The 15,040-nt window shown below is 30.0% G+C and carries 17 protein-coding genes; 16 read left to right on the top strand and 1 reads right to left on the bottom strand.

Annotated features, from left to right (window positions below; genetic code table 11):
- Positions 1-201 precede the first annotated feature (201 nt).
- The 9 genes from rpsB (at position 202) to O3802_RS00370 (ending at position 6,919) form a co-directional block, all read left to right on the top strand.
- Complete coding sequence (gene rpsB, locus O3802_RS00410; protein ID WP_276684857.1) at positions 202-942, top strand: 30S ribosomal protein S2; 741 nt, start codon at positions 202-204, stop codon at positions 940-942.
- 46 nt (positions 943-988) lie between these two features.
- Entirely contained in the window at positions 989-1,876 is an 888-nt protein-coding gene (gene tsf / locus O3802_RS00405; RefSeq protein WP_004631876.1) for a translation elongation factor Ts, read from the top strand.
- A 114-nt stretch (positions 1,877-1,990) separates the two neighbouring features.
- Positions 1,991-2,701, top strand: coding sequence for a UMP kinase (gene pyrH / locus O3802_RS00400; protein WP_004631878.1), 711 nt, complete (start codon positions 1,991-1,993; stop codon positions 2,699-2,701).
- Between the two features lie 23 nt (positions 2,702-2,724).
- On the top strand, positions 2,725-3,282 hold the full coding sequence (gene frr, locus O3802_RS00395) for a ribosome recycling factor (RefSeq protein WP_004631880.1): 558 nt from the start codon (positions 2,725-2,727) through the stop codon (positions 3,280-3,282).
- A 4-nt stretch (positions 3,283-3,286) separates the two neighbouring features.
- Entirely contained in the window at positions 3,287-3,496 is a 210-nt protein-coding gene (locus O3802_RS00390) for a DUF896 domain-containing protein (protein ID WP_004631882.1), read from the top strand.
- 3 nt (positions 3,497-3,499) lie between these two features.
- The gene (locus O3802_RS00385; protein ID WP_004631884.1) at positions 3,500-3,745 is read left to right on the top strand and encodes a YneF family protein; all 246 of its coding nucleotides are present in this window, start codon (positions 3,500-3,502) and stop codon (positions 3,743-3,745) included.
- 157 nt (positions 3,746-3,902) lie between these two features.
- Positions 3,903-4,802, top strand: a complete 900-nt coding sequence (locus O3802_RS00380; RefSeq protein WP_371457817.1) for an RluA family pseudouridine synthase — start codon at positions 3,903-3,905, stop codon at positions 4,800-4,802.
- 97 nt (positions 4,803-4,899) lie between these two features.
- Positions 4,900-5,766 carry a class II fructose-1,6-bisphosphate aldolase gene (gene fba / locus O3802_RS00375; protein WP_371457816.1) on the top strand — a complete coding sequence of 289 codons (867 nt, stop codon included), beginning with the start codon at positions 4,900-4,902 and terminating at the stop codon, positions 5,764-5,766.
- Positions 5,767-5,881: 115 nt separating this feature from the next.
- The gene (locus O3802_RS00370) at positions 5,882-6,919 is read left to right on the top strand and encodes a M42 family metallopeptidase (RefSeq protein ID WP_371457815.1); all 1,038 of its coding nucleotides are present in this window, start codon (positions 5,882-5,884) and stop codon (positions 6,917-6,919) included.
- Between the two features lie 37 nt (positions 6,920-6,956).
- Here the strand turns inward: O3802_RS00370 and O3802_RS00365 are convergent, their stop codons facing one another.
- Positions 6,957-7,805 carry an RluA family pseudouridine synthase gene (locus O3802_RS00365; RefSeq protein WP_371457814.1) on the bottom strand — a complete coding sequence of 283 codons (849 nt, stop codon included), beginning with the start codon at positions 7,803-7,805 and terminating at the stop codon, positions 6,957-6,959.
- Positions 7,806-8,145: 340 nt separating this feature from the next.
- Here O3802_RS00365 and O3802_RS00360 point away from each other — a divergent pair, with 340 nt between their 5' ends.
- The 7 genes from O3802_RS00360 to dnaX all read left to right on the top strand — a co-directional run bounded on the left by O3802_RS00360 (position 8,146) and on the right by dnaX (position 14,849).
- Positions 8,146-8,691 carry a helix-turn-helix domain-containing protein gene (locus O3802_RS00360; RefSeq protein WP_276684841.1) on the top strand — a complete coding sequence of 182 codons (546 nt, stop codon included), beginning with the start codon at positions 8,146-8,148 and terminating at the stop codon, positions 8,689-8,691.
- Positions 8,692-8,782: 91 nt separating this feature from the next.
- Positions 8,783-9,871, top strand: coding sequence for an ABC transporter ATP-binding protein (locus O3802_RS00355; RefSeq protein WP_371457813.1), 1,089 nt, complete (start codon positions 8,783-8,785; stop codon positions 9,869-9,871).
- A 2-nt stretch (positions 9,872-9,873) separates the two neighbouring features.
- Positions 9,874-10,692 (top strand): ABC transporter permease, encoded by an 819-nt coding sequence (locus O3802_RS00350; RefSeq protein ID WP_276766383.1) that lies wholly within the window; start codon positions 9,874-9,876, stop codon positions 10,690-10,692.
- Positions 10,692-11,492 (top strand): ABC transporter permease, encoded by an 801-nt coding sequence (locus tag O3802_RS00345; RefSeq protein ID WP_371457812.1) that lies wholly within the window; start codon positions 10,692-10,694, stop codon positions 11,490-11,492. Before O3802_RS00350 ends, O3802_RS00345 begins: the two co-directional genes overlap by 1 nt.
- A 1-nt stretch (position 11,493) precedes the next feature.
- The gene (locus O3802_RS00340) at positions 11,494-12,570 is read left to right on the top strand and encodes an ABC transporter substrate-binding protein (protein ID WP_281665670.1); all 1,077 of its coding nucleotides are present in this window, start codon (positions 11,494-11,496) and stop codon (positions 12,568-12,570) included.
- 136 nt (positions 12,571-12,706) lie between these two features.
- On the top strand, positions 12,707-13,039 hold the full coding sequence (locus O3802_RS00335; RefSeq protein WP_371457811.1) for a hypothetical protein: 333 nt from the start codon (positions 12,707-12,709) through the stop codon (positions 13,037-13,039).
- Positions 13,040-13,139: 100 nt separating this feature from the next.
- Positions 13,140-14,849, top strand: coding sequence for a DNA polymerase III subunit gamma/tau (gene dnaX / locus O3802_RS00330; protein WP_371457809.1), 1,710 nt, complete (start codon positions 13,140-13,142; stop codon positions 14,847-14,849).
- Positions 14,850-15,040 lie beyond the last annotated feature (191 nt).

The following is a 15,040-nucleotide window of genomic DNA, read 5'->3' as shown; positions in this document are numbered from 1 at the left end:
TTTAAAAATTTTCAATTACATATTTACTAAAATGCGATAAAAGCACTTGATTTTTATTGCTGAATACTATATAATTAATAAAGTTGAGTAAAAATCAACAAAAAATAAAACACACGACATTTGAGTAGCTGCTCGGTGCATTAAATGTTTGCAGTAGGCTTAGAGAATGTCGGAGGAAAAAACCAAGGAGGAAAATAACTTATGGCAGTTATTTCAATGAAACAATTATTAGAAGCTGGTGTACATTTCGGTCACCAAACAAGAAGATGGAATCCTAAAATGGATAAATATATCTTCACAGAAAGAAATGGTATCTATATCATCGACTTACAAAAAACAGTTAAAAAAGTAGATGAAGCATATGAATTCGTTAAATCAGTTGCTGATCAAGGCGGAAAAATGTTATTCGTAGGTACTAAAAAACAAGCACAAGATGCTATTAAAGAAGAAGCTGAAAGAAGTGGTCAATACTACATCAATCACCGTTGGTTAGGTGGAACTTTAACTAACTACAAAACAATCAAAGGACGTATTGATAGAATAGCTGAAATCGAAAAAATGGAAGCTGATGGAGTATTCGAAGTTCTTCCTAAAAAAGAAGTTATTGAATTAAGAAAAGAATACGATAAACTTAACAAATTCTTAGGTGGAATCAGAGAAATGAAAGGTATGCCAGATGCAATTTTCGTTGTTGACCCTAAAAAAGAACACAATGCAATTGCTGAAGCGAAAAAATTAGGAATTCCTGTAGTAGGTATCGTAGATACAAACTGTGATCCAGACGATGTTGACTATGTAATTCCTGCAAACGATGATGCTATTCGTGCAGTTAAATTATTAACAGCTAAAATGGCAGATGCTTTTGTGGCTTACAATGAAGGAAATATCGAAGAAACTGCTGAAGAAGCATTCGTAGAAGAAGTAGAAGCAACAGAAGAATAATTTTATAAATAAATTTTAAAGAAATATAATAACGGAGGCAATCAAAATGGCACAAATTACAGCTAGTTTGGTAAAAGAATTAAGAGAACGTACTGGTGCTGGTATGATGGACTGTAAAAAAGCACTACAACAAACTGATGGAAATATCGAAGCAGCAATCGACTATTTAAGAGAAAATGGTATCGCTAAAGCAGCTAAAAAAGCTGACAGAATCGCTGCAGAAGGTCTTTCTTATATCGAAGTTAAAGGTAACAAAGCTGTTATCTTAGAAATCAACTCAGAAACTGACTTCGTTGCTAAAAACGAAAAATTTGTTGCTTTAGTAAAAAATGTTGCGGATGCTATCTTAGCAGCTGAACCAAAAACTTTAGAAGAAGCACTTCAAGTAGAAGCACAAGGTGGAACTGTAGAAGCAGTTATTAATGAAGGTATCGCTACAATTGGAGAAAAACTTTCATTAAGAAGATTTGAAGTAGTATCAAAAACTGATTCAGATGCATTTGGTGCATATTCTCACATGGGTGGAAGAATTGGTGTTCTTACACTTGTTGAAGGAAGCACTGATGAAGAAGCAGCTAAAGATGTTGCAATGCACATTGCTGCTTTAGCTCCAAGATACTTAGACGAAAGTGAAGTACCAGCTGATGTACTTGAACACGAGAAAAAGGTATTAACTGAGCAAGCATTAAATGAAGGAAAACCTGCTAATATCGTTGAAAAAATGATCGTTGGTAGAATTAATAAATTCCTAGAAGAAATTACAGTAGTTAAACAAAAATTCGTTAAAGACGATAGTTTAACTGTAGAAAAATTTGTAGCATCAAAAGGTGGAAAACTTGCTAAATTCGTACGTTACGAAGTAGGAGAAGGTATCGAGAAAAGAGAAGATAACTTCGCTGAAGAAGTGATGAGCCAAGTTAACGCTAGCAAATAATTCTCTATTTAATATTCATTATTAGAAAGAGGTAAAGCACACACTTCTTGTGTGTGCTTTTTTAAAAGATTAGTATATATTTAGATATATCTGTATTTTATTAGGAGGATTAAAATGGCTACTAGATATAAAAGAGTTTTATATAAACTTAGTGGAGAAGCACTTGCAGGTGGAAAAGGATTCGGAATTGATTCTGAGACAGTTAACAAAATAACATCTCAAATCGTTGAAGTTGTAAAGCAAGGGGTAGAAGTTGCTATTGTTGTTGGTGGTGGAAATATTTGGCGTGGTAAAACTGGAGAAGAGCTAGGTATGGAACGTGCAACAGCAGATTCAATGGGAATGTTAGCTACAGTAATGAATTCATTGGCTCTACAAGATTCATTAGAACAAAAAGGTGTGGATACTCGTGTACTTACATCAGTAGAAATGAAAGCTATGGCGGAACCATATATTAGAAGACGTGCAATTAGACATTTAGAAAAAGGACGTGTTGCGATTTTTGCAGCAGGAATTGGAAATCCATACTTCTCAACAGATACTACGGCCGCTCTTCGAGCTAAAGAAATTGGAGCTGAGGCTATTCTTATGGGTAAAAATGGGGTAGATGGAGTTTACTCTGCAGATCCTAAGTTAGATAGCTCAGCAACTAAGTTTGATAAATTATCATATATGGATGTAATGAATAAAGGATTAACTATTATGGATTCGACAGCTATTACGTTCTGTATGGATAATAACTTACCAATTATCGTCTTTTCTATTGATGATGCAGATAATATTGTAAAAGTTGTTACCGAAAAATTAGGAACAATTATTGAATAAATTATAAGTAGGAGTGTAAAACTATGCCTGAGCAAATTATGAATAATTTAAATGAAAGAATGGAAAAAGCAATTGCGAGTTTACGTCGTGAGTTAGCTTCTATTCGAGCTGGGAAAGCAAGCGCGGCAGTACTTGATAGATTAACTGTTGATTACTATGGAGTTGCAACACCTATTAACCAAGTGGCTGGAGTTTCAGTACCAGAACCAAAAATGTTAGTAATATCTCCTTATGAGAAAACTTTATTAGGAGATATAGAAAGAGCAATTCAAGCATCAGATTTAGGTCTTAATCCTTCTAACGATGGATCAGTAATTCGTATTGTATTTCCAGCGTTAACAGAAGAACGCCGTAAAGAATTAGCAAAATTAGTAGGTAAAGAATCTGAAGGTGCAAAAGTAGCTGTTCGTAATGTACGTCGTGATGCAATTGATGCAATGAAGAAATTAGAAAAAGCCTCTCAAATTACAGAAGATGATTTGAAAGGATATTCAGATGATATTCAGAAAGTAACTGACAAATTTGTTGCAGAAATTGATAAAGTAACAAAAGAAAAACAAGATGAATTAATGAGTGTATAATAATATGGAAATGACAGAAATTATTGCTAAGATTAATTCTCTTAATGCAACAAAAAAAGAACGCGAGCTAACAGCTGTTGAAACAGAAGAGTTGGCAGAATATAGACAATTATATTTAAAAAATTTTAAAGCTAATATGCGTAATATATTAGATAATACAAAAGTGATAAATGAAAAAGGAGAAGATATTACTCCTAAAAAGAAAGGACTTTAAATTATGAGTGCGACTACAATTACAATTTTAGTTGGAGCTATTTGTTTACTTGCAGGAGTAGTAGGTGGTTTTTTCCTTGCAAGACGAAACTTCATGAACTATATGGAAAAAAATCCTCAAATTAATGAAGATATGGTAATGGCAATGATGAGCCAAATGGGGCAAAAACCATCTCGTAAAAAAATTAACCAAGTTATGGGGAATATGCAAAAAGCTCAACAACAAGCAAAAAAACAAGCTAAAAAATAATATATTTAGAGCAAATATTATGTATTATAAAGCATAGTATTTGCTCTTTAATTTTGATAAAGAGTTTCTATATAGAAAATAATTGTAGCATACATCATATTAGTTTACAATTAGCATATTTTTCGTTAATATAATATAGTACAAAAAGGAGGAAATAATGGAAACAAAGACTATAAAATATACTTCGCAAACAACAGAAAGAATTGATAAGTTTTTACAAAAAGAACTTTCTGAGTTATCGAGAACTAATATTCAAAACTTGATTTCAGAAGGATATATAAAAGTAGATGGAAAAGAAATAAAAACTAATTTTAAATTAAAAGAAGGTAATAAAGTTTCTATAGAGTATAGAGAACCGGAAGAGTTAGATGTTGTAAAACAAGATATCCCATTAGATATAGTTTACGAAGATAGTGATTTAATTATAGTAAATAAAGCAAAAGGAATGGTTGTTCATCCATCTGCAGGACATAGAGATGGCACATTAGTAAATGCACTACTATTTCACAGTGAGCTATCTAGTATTAATGGAACTATACGCCCAGGTATAGTACATAGAATAGATAAGGATACCTCAGGGCTTTTAGTAGTTGCTAAAAATGACAAAGCACACGTTAAATTATCAGAAATGATTGCCAATAAAGATGTGAAAAGAAAATATTATGCATTAGTGCATGGTAGTATAAAACATGATTATGGAACAATAGACGCTCCAATAGCGCGTAATCCAAAAGAGCGTAAAGAAATGGCAATTATAGATGAAGGAAAACCATCAATAACACATTTTAAAGTGATAGAACGATTTGAAAAATATACTTTAATTGAATGTGAATTAGAAACAGGACGTACTCATCAAATAAGAGTACATATGAAATATATCAATCATCCATTAGTGGGAGATCCGGTGTATGGTCCAAGAAAAACGTTAAATGCAAATGGGCAGGCTCTACACTCAAAGAGTATTGAGTTTAATCATCCTATTACAGGAAAACATGTATATTTTGAGACGCCAATTCCTCAATATATGCTAGATATTATGGCAAAACTAGACAAATAAAATAGTTAATTGAAAAAATTTTCATAAAATAGTTTATTTTTTCTAGGAAATATAGTATTATAGAATAAGTAAGTAGTTATTTAAGGAGGACAATAACATGGTATTAGTGCCAGCAAAAGATATGCTTGTAAAAGCTAGAAAAGAAGGATATGCGGTAGGGCATTTCAACATTAATAACTTAGAATGGACAAAAGCTATTTTAGCAGCTTGTGAAGAAGCGAAAAGTCCAGTTATCTTAGGTGTAAGTGAAGGAGCAGCTAAATATATGACTGGGTTCAGAACAGTTGCAGCTATGGTAGTAGCTATGGTAGAAGAAATGAAAATTACAGTTCCTGTTGCATTACACTTAGATCACGGTTCATACGAAGGAACTAAAGCAGCGATTGAAGCTGGATTTAGTTCAGTAATGTTTGATGGATCTCACTATCCATTCGAAGAAAATATCGAAAAATCAAAAGAAATGATAGCTTTAGCTCACTCTAAAGGAATATCAATTGAGTGTGAAGTTGGATCAATCGGTGGAGAAGAAGATGGAGTTATCGGAAGTGGAGAATTAGCTGATCCTCAAGAATGTAAAACTATGGCTGAATTAGGAATTGATTTCCTTGCAGCTGGAATTGGTAACATTCATGGTAAATACCCAGAAAACTGGGCTGGATTAAGCTTTGAAACATTAGAAAACATCTCAAATGTAACTGGTGGAATTCCACTAGTATTACACGGTGGTTCTGGAATCCCAACTGAACAAATTCAAAAAGCTATTTCTCTAGGAGTTTCTAAAGTTAATGTTAATACTGAGTGCCAATTAGCATTTGCAGAAGCAACAAGAAAATATATTGAAGAAGGTGGAGATCATAAACCTAAAGGATTCGACCCTCGTAAATTATTAAATCCTGGATTCGAAGCTATTAAAGCTATGGTTCATCAAAAAATCGATATCTTCGGTTCAAGAAATAAAGCATAATAACTACAGATTACTAAAAAAGGCTCGTGCTTTGCATGGGTCTTTTTATCTATATAATAAAAATAATTTATAACTAGGTTGAAATTATATATTGTAAATACAAAGGAGTGTTTGCATGAAAGAAACTATAAATTATATAAAAAAATTAATAAGTGTTAACTCACCTACAGGATTTACAGGAAAAATTAGTACATACTTAATTGAAGAGATAGAAAAACTAGGATATAAAGCAATACGTGGAAACAAAGGTGGAGTTAATGTCGTTGTAGAAGGGGAAAATGATAAAAAACATAGAATTGTTACTGCGCATGTTGATACGCTTGGGGCAATAGTTCGAGCAATTAAACCCGATGGACGCTTAAAAATAGCTCAAATAGGAGGTTATCCTTGGAATATGATTGAAGGGGAAAACTGTGAGGTGCATGTTGCTAGTAATAATAAAAAAATTAGTGGTACTATTTTAGTACATCAGACAAGTATTCATGTTTATCGAGATGCAGGAACAGTTGAAAGAACTCAAGATAATATGGAAATACGACTTGATGTGAAAGTAAATAGTGCAGAGGATGTACGTTCTTTAGGTATAGATGTAGGAGATTTTATTAGTTTTGATCCTAGGACGATTGTTACAGAGACAGGATTTATAAAAAGTCGTTTCTTAGATGATAAAGTAAGTGCAGCTATATTATTAGATCTTTTACGAAAATATAAAGATGAAAACATTACTCTTCCATATACAACTCATTTTATGTTTAGTGTTTTTGAAGAAGTAGGGCATGGTGCAAATTCTTCTCTTCCTAAAGAAGCTGTAGAATATTTAGCGGTAGATATGGGAGCAATGGGAGATGATCAACAAACAGATGAGTATACAGCCTTAATTTGTGTTAAAGATGCAAGTGGTCCATATAACTATGAGTTTCGTCAACACTTAACAAATTTGGCACGAGAAAAACAAATTCCTTTTAAGTTAGATATTTATCCATACTATGGAAGCGATGCTTCGGCAGCTATGCGAGCAGGCGCAGAAGTGAAACATGCTTTACTAGGAGCAGGCATAGAATCTAGCCACTCATATGAGAGAACGCATATCGATTCAGTAGAAGCAACGCAGAATTTAGTTGATGCATATTTACAAAGTGAATTAATAAGTTAAAAAGCAGACTATAAAGTCTGCTTTTTTTGATAAATTATTATTTATAAAAATTTTTTATACTAGAGTTTACTTCAATTTTTTTATTTGTAACGGGATGATTAAAAATAACTTTTAGCGCTCCAAGATACATCTTTTCATATTTATGACCATTATTAGAATAAAGTTTATCTCCAATAATAGGATTTCCTTTATATGCTAAATGAACACGAATTTGATGAGTGCGACCTGTTTCTAGTGAAATGGTAGTAGCAAATTTATTCTGCTCTATTTTTTCGCAAGATAGTATATTTGTAATTGCATTTTTTCCTTTATTAGTAACTGCCATTTTATTTTTTTCACGGTTATCACGTCCAATATTAGTATTAATAGTTTGAACATGAATATTATTTTTTACAAGTGCTGTATAGAAGCGTTTTATGACACGATGTTCTAACATTTGATCAAGTTTGGATTTTACAAATGGTGTTTTTGCAAAAATGACTAAACCACAAGTATCGGTATCAAGACGATGTATTGGTTCTAGATAAGGATAATCAGTAATTAAGTAATTAACTAATGTATTATTTTCATCTGTTATATCATTCGGATGAGTTTTAATTCCAAATGGTTTAGAAGCAATTAGTAAGTAGTCATCTTCGTATTCTTTTATAATGGATAGTGAGTTATTTGCAATATAATTAGAAGTTCCAAGTTCTATGTTAATCTCTAAATTATCACCCTTATTGAGTTTTGATTGTAGGTCAGCACTTTGTCCATTGATAATTATGGTATTTGTATAATGATGAGAATGCATACGTATATTATGGATATTTTTTTTAGAAACTTTTAAAAAATTACTAAGATACGATTCAACATTAATATAAGATGATAAAATTTTAAAATTCATAGGTCTCCTTATGGTTTATAATACTTAATAATATGATAAATACAATTATATAATATTTTCACTTTTGTATAAAGTAAAAAGCAAGATAAATAAGGATATTATAAAACCTCAAAAAGTTTAAAAATATTTAATTTAATCTTGATTTTAATTCAAAAGTATAGTATTATATATCTTGTGATTTAATATTACTAAACTTAAAGTTTAATTAAGTGTAACTTTAATTACAAAAAGTTAGATATAGGTAAACAAAAGTGACAATAAGTTTAATTATAATAAACTTTGAAACTAAAAATTTTTTATGCCTAAATATAAATTAAAAGAAATAATGGAAAGGAGAAATATGTATTCAATAGGTGAAAGATTAAAACGATTAAGAATTCAAAAAAATCTTACTCAAGAAGAACTTGGTGAGAGAACAGATTTAAGTAAAGGATATATTTCACAAGTAGAACGTGATTTGGCATCACCATCTATGGAAACATTTTTTAATATTCTAGAAGTTTTGGGGTGTGCTCCAAAAGATTTTTTTGATAAAGAAAGTACAAGTCAAAAGGTATACTATTCATTGGAAGATCAAACTAGTTATGAAGAAACTGATGAAGGATATATACTGACATGGCTTGTTCCGGAATCTAATGAGAAAGAAATGGAATCTTTAATACTTAGATTAGAAGAACATAGCAATTATAAAACATTTAGCCCATCAGAATCAGAAACACTGTGTTATGTTTTAAAAGGTAAATGTAAATTAAAACTAGGTGATGAAGAGTATATTGCATCATCGAATGAAAGTTTTTATTTTTTAGCTACATCAGAGCATAGGTTATCAAATCCTTTTGACGAAGTCTGTGAATTATTGATAGTAGCGACAAATTCGTATTTATAACGAAGAGAATGAAGGTTACTTAATTAAAGATTAAATAACATTCAAATCTCTTGCTTAATTTAATTATATTATTATATGTGAGGAGAATAAAATGGCAAATATTGTTGAGTTTAAAGATGTATCAATGTCATTTGGTAATAATAAAGTTTTAAAAAATATAGACTTAGAAATTGAAAAAGGTAAATTTTATACTTTACTTGGGCCTAGTGGTTGTGGTAAAAGTACTATTCTGAAATTGATTGGTGGATTTTTAAGTCCAACGTCTGGGGATGTTTTATTAGATGAAAAAGTGGTAAATGAATTACCAGCAAATAAACGTCAGGTCAATACAGTGTTTCAGGATTATGCATTGTTCCCACATATGAATGTTTTCGAAAATGTTGCCTTTGGTTTAAAAATCAAAAATGAAAAAAAGGAAATTATTAATAAAAAGGTAAAAAAAGCTTTAAAACAAGTAAACTTAACTGATTTTGAAAAACGTGATATTAGTGAGATGAGTGGTGGTCAAAAACAGCGTGTTGCTATAGCTCGAGCTATAGTTAATGAACCAGAGATTATCCTTCTTGATGAATCTTTGTCTGCTCTTGATTTAAAACTTCGTCAAGAGATGCAATATGAACTTCGTGAACTTCAACAGCAAACAGGAATTACTTTTATTTATGTTACGCACGATCAAGAAGAAGCTCTTGCAATGAGTGATTATATCTTTGTTATGAATGATGGGGGAATTGAACAAAGCGGAACACCACTTGATATTTATGATGAGCCAGTTAACCGCTTTGTTGCTGATTTTATTGGGGAATCTAATATAGTTAATGCGGTTATGCTTGATGACTATTTAGTAGAAATCTATGGAAAACAATATGAATGTGTTGATGCTGGACTTGATAAAAATAGACGGGTTGAAGTCGTTATTCGTCCAGAAGATTTAGAAATTACAACACCTGAAAAAGGTAAAATTAGTGTTGTAGTAGATACACAATTATTCCGTGGAGTACATTATGAGATTTGCTGTTTAGATGATCAATATAATGAGTGGATAGTACATTCTACAAAAGCGGCTAAACCAGGAGCAGCTATTGGTTTAAATTTTGATCCAGAGGCAATTCATATTATGGTTCCTGGGGAAACAGAGGAAGAGTTCGATGCTCGTTTAGAGTCATATGAAGAGGAGGAATAAAGATGTTTAATAAAAAAACAAGATCATTCTTTATGATTCCTTATGTACTATGGATGTTGCTCTTTGTAGTATTTCCATTGTTACTAATTGTATATTATTCATTCCGTGATTTAGATGGTAATTTTACTTTTGAAAATTATAGAATATTCTTTAGTAGTACGTATGTAGTTATGACATTGTATAGTTTTTGGTATGCATTTTTGATAACTCTTATTTGCTTAGTTATTAGTTATCCACTTGCGTTTGTAATTAGTAAAAGCAAATATAAAGAAATAATATTACTACTGATAATATTACCAACATGGATTAATATTCTATTAAAAACATATGCATTTTTAGGATTATTTGGTGAATATGGTACTGTTAATAATGTTTTGGAGTATTTGGGAATTGGAACACAGAGTTTACTGTTTAACTCATTTAGTTTTGTGTTTGTTTCAAGTTATATATTTTTACCATTTATGTTATTACCTATCTATAACTCAGTTGTTGGTATAAATAAAAACTTAATTGAAGCGTCATATGACTTGGGGGCCGATTTTAAAACAACATTTAGAAAAATTATCTTACCTCTTAGCATCAATGGAGTTAAAACAGGTATTCAGGTAACGTTTATACCAGCACTTTCACTATTTATGATTACACGTTTAGTAGCTGGAAATAAAATTATTAACTTAGGAACAGCGATTGAAGAGCACTTTATTGTTACTCAAAACTGGGGATTAGGATCTACTATTGCAGTATTCTTAACAGTTGTTATGGGAATCATTATGATAGTTACAAATACAAAAGATAAAGTATCAATAGGAGGTAGAAAATAATGAAATTAGCATCAAAATTTTATTTAGTGGTTATTTTTGCTATTTTATATATACCGCTTATTTACTTAGGATATTACTCGTTTAATTCTGGAAAAACAATGATTGATTTTGAAGGATTTTCTTGGCAACATTATGTAGAGCTTTTTGAAAATTCTCGAATGCTAGTTATTGTTATCAATACAATAGTTGTTGCTTTATTATGTGGATTGTTTTCTGCAGTATTTGGAACTTTAGGAGCATTAGGTATATATTCATTAAAATCTAACAGGCAAAAAAATAGTTATCTAGTAGGGAATAATATTCTTATTGTTAGTCCGGATGTTATAATAGGATGTTCATTTCTATTAATGTTTACGTTTATCAGTAAACAATTTGGTATTGATAATATTCAAGGATTTTGGTCAGTACTCTTATCACATATTGCATTTAGTATTCCTATTGTAGTGCTTATGGTTCTTCCAAAGTTATATGAAATGCCAAAAAGTATTATTGATGCAGCAGTTGATCTTGGTGCAACATATCCGCAAGTTTTAAGCAAAATTGTTATCCCTTATATAACTCCAGGTATCTGGGCAGGTTTCTTTATGGGACTTACTTATTCTCTTGATGATTTTGCAGTAACATTTTTTGTGACTGGTAATGGATTCCAAACATTGTCGGTAGAAATTTATTCAATGGCACGCCAAGGAATTAACCTGCAAATTAATGCACTATCAACAGTATTATCTATTTTTGTTATAGTGGCGGTACTAATATATTATGTAATTAATACAAGTAAATTGAAAGGGGAGGTAGAATAAGATGAAAAAATTATTGATGTCAGCCTTATCGATTTTAGTAATATGCCTAGGATTACTTTATAGCCGTAATTTTATTGATAGCTCAAATAGTGAAGATAAACAAACATTAACTATTTTCAACTGGGGGGAATATATTGATCCAGAGCTTATTAAAAAATTTGAACAAGAAACAGGAATTTCAGTAATATACGAAACGTTCGATTCTAATGAAGCATTACTTACAAAAGTTCAGTCTGGATCAACTCCTTATGATATAATAATTCCATCTGATTATATGATTAATAAAATGAGAAAGCTAAATTTAATCAAAAAATTAGATCATAGCAAGTTAGAAGGGCTTGATAATATTGATCCACAATTCTTAGATAAAGTTTTTGATCCTGGAAATGAATATTCAATTCCATATTTTTGGGGAACTTTAGGTATTTTATATAATAAAACAAAAGTACCTGAAGATTTAAAATTCGATAAATGGAATGATCTTTGGGATAGTCGTCTGCAAAATAATATTTTAGCTATAGATGGTGCTCGTGAAATGTTAGGACTTGCTCTTCAATCTGAGGGGAGATCTGTAAATGAAAAGAATGAAGTTAGTTTAAATTTAGCAGAAAAAAAATTAGAATTACTTCATCCTAATATTAAAGCTATAAATTCTGATGAGAAAAAAATGCTTATGATTAATAATGAAGCATGGGTATCGGTTGTTTTTTCAGGTGATGCCTCAGCAATTATGGAAGAAAACAAAGATATGGTCTATGCAATTCCGAAAGAAGGGACTAACTTATGGTTTGATAATATGGTTATTCCTAATACTGTAAAAAATGAAGATGCCGCGTATAAATTTATTAACTTTATGTTACGTCCAGAAAACGCAGCACAAAACTCAGAATACATAGGCTATGCGACTCCTAATAGAAAAGCTAAAGAGTTACTTCCTGAGGAAACGATAAATGATAAACAATTTTATCCTGATTTGGATAGTTTAGGTAAGGCTGAAGTTTACGAAGCATTAGAGCCAAAACTTCATCAAATTTATAACGATTTATTTTTAAAATTTAAAATTAATACTAGAAAATAAGAAAAGAGAGATTACTATTTTTATGGTAATCTCTTTTTTACAGAAAACTTTTTGACAGTACTTAAATTGATGTTGTATAATGAGATTGTATTATGAGATTGTATTATGAAGTTTAATAAAAAAGGGAGAGATATTTATGAAGAAAAGTACTGCACTATTAATTACAATTTTACCAATTGAATTAATGACATTGTTGTTATTTTTTTTACCTGAAAGATATCTTGGAACTGGAACTATGGTGATAGTACTATATTTTGGGATAATAATGTTGGTTTTAGGAAAATATATAAAAAGAGGTGATAATGCTCACTTGATTAATGGCATAGATATTAGTTTTGAAGAAGCAAAATTACCAGAAAATATTGAGAAGTATTCTAAAGATAGTAAGATTGTAGGAAATATTTGTTTTGGAATGAGTAGTATATGTTTCCTTGTTGTAATAGTATACTTTATTGTAATTAATATTTAGTAATAAGTATAGTGAATAATTTTTCACTATGCTTTTTTTACTATAAGTAATATATAAAATGTGGTATAATTATATAGTTAAGTTTATATAGGAGGATTGTATGTTTCAGGCTTTATATAGAAAATATCGACCACAAACATTTAATGATATTGTAGGTCAAAATCATATAGTTTCAGTACTAAAAAATGCAATTGAAAAGAATCAAATTAGCCATGCGTACTTGTTTTATGGACCTAGAGGGACTGGTAAAACTTCGATTGCTAAAATATTTGCTAATGAAGTGAATAAAAATGAAGTCTATCAAAAAGAAAATGTAGATATAATAGAAATTGATGCTGCAAGTAACAATGGTGTTGATGAAGTTCGTGATATAAAAGAAGCAATCAAATTTTTACCAAGTGAAGGGAAGTATAAAGTTTATATAATTGATGAAGTTCATATGTTGACAACAGCGGCTTTTAATGCACTATTAAAAACATTAGAGGAACCACCAGCGCATGTTATTTTTATTTTGGCAACTACAGAGATTCATAAAATACCATCAACTATTCTTTCTCGTTGTCAACGATTTGAATTTAAAAACTTATCTCAACAACAACTTGTAGAAAGATTAAAATATATTTCGAAAACAGAAAATATAGATATTGAAGCTAAGGCGATAGAGAAAATTGCTACCCTTGCTAAAGGTGGTCTAAGGGATGCAATCAGTATATTAGATCAAGTATCAAATTATTCAGAAAAAATTACATTAAATAATATTTTAGAAGTAACATCGTCCATTGGAGAAAATGAGATATTAGAGTTTTATAAGAAACTTATTTTAGGAGATATAAATGGTTCTTTATTAATGTATAATAATTTTGTAGAACAGGCAAAGGATACAAAGTTATTGCTTAACGATTTAATAAACATTACTCGTGATGTTATAGTCTATAAAAACTTAAAAGATAGAGCATATACTGGTTATAACATTGAACAGCTTGATGATGCTATAGGAACTATATCATTTGATTACTTCTATGAAATTATAGAATACTTGTCTCAGACGGAGCAATATATTCGTTTTTCAATAGAGTATATGAGTTATATGCAAATTTGTATTGTGAAAATTTGTTCAAAAGAAAAAAATATACAACCAGAATGTCAAGAAGTATTTACAAGAGAAAGTTCTGCTTATAATACCCGAGTTCTTGAATTAGAAGAGAGAATTAAAATATTAGAAAATAAACTTGAACAATTTAACTCTAATATTAAAACTGATAAAACTAGCGAATCAAAATTAATAAGTCAAGGTCATATTGAAAACGAAAATGATAGTAAAAATATAACTTGGGATAATGATACTAAAGAAAATATTAAAGATGTAGTAATAAAAGATAAAAATAGAATTTTAGATTTATTATCTACTTCTAATGATACTTTTACTAATTATGCAGCAGGTGTTTTTAATAAGATAATAAGAGAAAGTTTAGGTGCTAACAATAGTGAAGTTACAACTATGAGAGAGTTATTCAAAACTTGTACTTTAGTCGCCTCATCAAAAGTGGGAGGATTATTAATCTCTACTGAAGCAGAAAGTATGATAAAAATGACACCAAACTCGAAATATAAACAATATTTAGAGACGTTATTTGCACGTTATATAGGGGTAGAATATAAGATATACGTACTTCAAGAACATCAGTATAAACTATTATTACAGGAAATAGAAGATATTGAAGATACGGTTGAAGAAAAATTGTTAACTGAGGAGATATCAGAAGAATCAAAACTAGAACAACTTTTTAAAGATATAATAATTGAGAATTGATAGCAAGTTAACTAAAGAAGTTACTATAGTTGCTATAAAAACAAGATATAAAATAAAGTATATAAATTATTTTAGTAAAAAATTTTTCATACAATCATAGTAAAAGATTTAAACATTATGACTAGGATGGAAATTATTGACAATAAACGTAAATTTAAATAGAATTATATTATAAAGATACTAGGAGGATA

Origin of the sequence: Gemella sp. 27098_8_92 (assembly GCF_041433685.1) — a bacterium.
In the GTDB taxonomy this organism is placed as follows: Bacteria; Bacillota; Bacilli; order Staphylococcales; family Gemellaceae; genus Gemella.
This window is presented reverse-complemented; position numbering and strand designations above follow the sequence as displayed.

Bases quoted from the DNA above. Each gene is read 5' to 3' on its own strand.
- rpsB (WP_276684857.1), top strand. From the start codon at position 202: ATGGCAGTTATTTCAATGAAACAATTATTAGAAGCTGGTGTACATTTC.
- tsf (WP_004631876.1), top strand. From the start codon at position 989: ATGGCACAAATTACAGCTAGTTTGGTAAAAGAATTAAGAGAACGTACT.
- pyrH (WP_004631878.1), top strand. From the start codon at position 1,991: ATGGCTACTAGATATAAAAGAGTTTTATATAAACTTAGTGGAGAAGCA.
- frr (WP_004631880.1), top strand. From the start codon at position 2,725: ATGCCTGAGCAAATTATGAATAATTTAAATGAAAGAATGGAAAAAGCA.
- O3802_RS00390 (WP_004631882.1), top strand. From the start codon at position 3,287: ATGGAAATGACAGAAATTATTGCTAAGATTAATTCTCTTAATGCAACA.
- O3802_RS00385 (WP_004631884.1), top strand. From the start codon at position 3,500: ATGAGTGCGACTACAATTACAATTTTAGTTGGAGCTATTTGTTTACTT.
- O3802_RS00380 (WP_371457817.1), top strand. From the start codon at position 3,903: ATGGAAACAAAGACTATAAAATATACTTCGCAAACAACAGAAAGAATT.
- fba (WP_371457816.1), top strand. From the start codon at position 4,900: ATGGTATTAGTGCCAGCAAAAGATATGCTTGTAAAAGCTAGAAAAGAA.
- O3802_RS00370 (WP_371457815.1), top strand. From the start codon at position 5,882: ATGAAAGAAACTATAAATTATATAAAAAAATTAATAAGTGTTAACTCA.
- O3802_RS00365 (WP_371457814.1), bottom strand. From the start codon at position 7,805: ATGAATTTTAAAATTTTATCATCTTATATTAATGTTGAATCGTATCTT.
- O3802_RS00360 (WP_276684841.1), top strand. From the start codon at position 8,146: ATGTATTCAATAGGTGAAAGATTAAAACGATTAAGAATTCAAAAAAAT.
- O3802_RS00355 (WP_371457813.1), top strand. From the start codon at position 8,783: ATGGCAAATATTGTTGAGTTTAAAGATGTATCAATGTCATTTGGTAAT.
- O3802_RS00350 (WP_276766383.1), top strand. From the start codon at position 9,874: ATGTTTAATAAAAAAACAAGATCATTCTTTATGATTCCTTATGTACTA.
- O3802_RS00345 (WP_371457812.1), top strand. From the start codon at position 10,692: ATGAAATTAGCATCAAAATTTTATTTAGTGGTTATTTTTGCTATTTTA.
- O3802_RS00340 (WP_281665670.1), top strand. From the start codon at position 11,494: ATGAAAAAATTATTGATGTCAGCCTTATCGATTTTAGTAATATGCCTA.
- O3802_RS00335 (WP_371457811.1), top strand. From the start codon at position 12,707: ATGAAGAAAAGTACTGCACTATTAATTACAATTTTACCAATTGAATTA.
- dnaX (WP_371457809.1), top strand. From the start codon at position 13,140: ATGTTTCAGGCTTTATATAGAAAATATCGACCACAAACATTTAATGAT.